Annotated in this window: 4 protein-coding genes; 3 read left to right on the top strand and 1 reads right to left on the bottom strand. The window is 28.5% G+C overall.

Annotated features, from left to right (window positions below):
- Both SVN78_10385 and SVN78_10380 read left to right on the top strand, forming a co-directional pair.
- Positions 1 to 639, top strand: a 639-nt coding sequence (locus tag SVN78_10385) for an NADH:flavin oxidoreductase (GenBank protein MDY6822014.1), incomplete at its 5' end; no start/stop codon positions are given.
- 10 nt (positions 640 to 649) lie between these two features.
- Positions 650 to 1,303, top strand: coding sequence for a haloacid dehalogenase type II (locus SVN78_10380; GenBank protein MDY6822013.1), 654 nt, complete (start codon positions 650 to 652; stop codon positions 1,301 to 1,303).
- 66 nt (positions 1,304 to 1,369) lie between these two features.
- On the opposite strand, the gene SVN78_10375 is transcribed toward SVN78_10380, so the two are convergent.
- A complete protein-coding gene (locus tag SVN78_10375) occupies positions 1,370 to 1,588 on the bottom strand; it encodes a hypothetical protein (protein MDY6822012.1) in 219 nt (72 codons plus the stop codon).
- A 182-nt stretch (positions 1,589 to 1,770) separates the two neighbouring features.
- Here SVN78_10375 and SVN78_10370 point away from each other — a divergent pair.
- Positions 1,771 to 2,247: restriction endonuclease subunit R (locus SVN78_10370; GenBank protein ID MDY6822011.1), on the top strand; the 477-nt coding region annotated here is incomplete at its 3' end.

Genomic DNA, 2,247 nt, shown 5'->3' with positions numbered 1-2,247 from the left:
GTGGAATTACATGGGGGTACTGGATATCTACTTGCCCAGTTTTTGTCTCCCCTTTCTAACAAAAGAACAGATGAATATGGGGGAACACTTGAAAAAAGGATGAGATTTCCTATTGAAGTTGTTGAAGCAGTTAGAAAAGCTGTTGGAAGTGATTACCTTATAGGTTATAGGTTTTTAGCTGATGAATGGATGCCAGGTGGATTAACCTTAGATGAATCTATGGTATTTGCAAAAAAACTATATGAATTAGGCATAGATTACATGTCTGTTACTGCCGGTACGCATGAATCATTTGCTTTACCAGAAATTAGAGAAAGAGATAAAAAGATGGGATTTATGGTAGAATATGCAGAAAAAATAAAAAAATCATTAGTAGATATTACTGTAATAACAGCTGGTAGAATACAAACCCCAGCATTTGCTGATAGTATTTTAGTTGATGGCAAAGCAGATCTGATAGGGTTAGGTAGGGTGCTTTTTGCAGATCCATTATGGGTTAAAAAGGCAAAAGGCTTAATTAAAGAGGAAATAAATATTTGTAAACCAACGTGTAATATGTGCACAGAATTGGTAAAAAAAGGCAAAAGTGCAGTTTGTATTAACTATCCAAAAGAAAAAAGAGAAAAATTCCTAAAATAGGCAGGCTCAAATGAAAGTTTTAATGTTTGATGCTTATGGAACACTTCTTAACGTATTAAGCCCTGTAGAGATATTAAAAGATAGGGAAATAGATAAGAACCGTTTAGAACACCTATCTATCCTTTGGAGACAAAAACAATTAGAATATACATGGACATTAACACTAATGCAACATTATATAGATTTTTATGAGATAACAAAACTTGCTTTAGATTATGCACTGAAAAAATATAACTTATACAATTTAGATATAAGAAATACACTTATAGATGCATATGATAGTCTAAACTGCTATGGTGATGTGTTAAATAGTCTTAAATATTTTAAAGAAAATAATTATACATCTGTTATTCTTTCTAATGCTACAAATGAAATGCTTAATAAAGCATTAGATTATAATAAAATAAGCGCATATTTTGACAATATTATTTCTGTAGATGATATAAAAATATACAAACCACATCCTGAAGTTTATAATTATAGCATAAAAAGATTAAACAGAGAAAAAGAAGATATATTATTTGTTTCTTCAAATCCATGGGATGTTGCAGGAGCAACTGCTTTTGGCTTTGAAGCTATCTGGCTTAATAGGCAGAATAATGTTTTTGATGAATATCCCTATAAACCAAAAAAAGTAATAAATCATTTAAAAGAGCTTATGTAATAAAATAAATTATAGCTAAATCTAATGTGTTTATTGTAAAACACTTCTGTTTATTCGTAGTAATATTTATCCACCTTTATCCCAGACAATTTCAAATGACATTTGTCTATCTGTAATATAGCAAATCCAATGGGTAAGGATTTTTTCACAATTCGTTAGATTACTTCTTGAGTAATTTATAAAGTTATAGTTACCTGCCGTTCTCCATCTTATATCATCTAACCAAGAAATTGTTTTAAAGATTTTAATAAGGGCTTTTTCATCTTTTATTTCTATTTTTGTCATTTTATCACCTCACAAATTATTTTATATTATAACATATTTTTAACGTTTTGTCACCTTAAACTAACTATCCCAATAGAGTCTAAGTTACTAGACAAGTATAAATTATTTATATAATATATGGTAAATTTTAAATATACTTTCACTAAATAAAATAATTGTTTTAAATGAAAGGTTAAGAAATTATGGCTTTATATAATGTGTTAACATCAAAAGCACTTAAATGGAGAAAAAATAATTATCAATCTGATTATCCTATTATTTCTGAAATAATGGATTTTAATCTTGACCCATCAACTGGGAATCTACGCTTTTTAAGAAAGGCACAATTTGAAGCTCTTGAAAATTATTGGTATTTAAGACTTGTCGAGGGAACTTCTCATATTTTTGATTTGTATAAAAAATTTTATAATGATGAAGATCTTTTGAATGCTCTTAATATTAAACTAAGTGATGAAGAGTGGAAAAAAATAGCCCTATCTGGAAAAGGAATAAACTCAATATTTGAAAGAATAAAAAATGATAATGATTTCGTCAAAAAATATAAATTAGAGGCATTAAGAGAAACGCTTTCATTAAGTTATCCAAGTTATATATTAGCCTTAGCAATGGGAGCAGGCAAAACAATCTTAATTGGAGCAATCATTGCAACTGAATTTGCA

It is taken from the genome of Deferribacterota bacterium (genome assembly GCA_034189185.1).
Classification (GTDB): Bacteria; Chrysiogenota; Deferribacteres; order Deferribacterales; family UBA228; genus UBA228.
The sequence above is the reverse complement of the archived record's forward strand: the minus strand, read 5'-3'. Positions and strand labels throughout refer to the sequence as shown.

Coding starts and splice junctions, on each gene's coding strand:
- SVN78_10380 (MDY6822013.1), top strand. CDS start 650: ATGAAAGTTTTAATGTTTGATGCTTATGGAACACTTCTTAACGTATTA.
- SVN78_10375 (MDY6822012.1), bottom strand. CDS start 1,588: ATGACAAAAATAGAAATAAAAGATGAAAAAGCCCTTATTAAAATCTTT.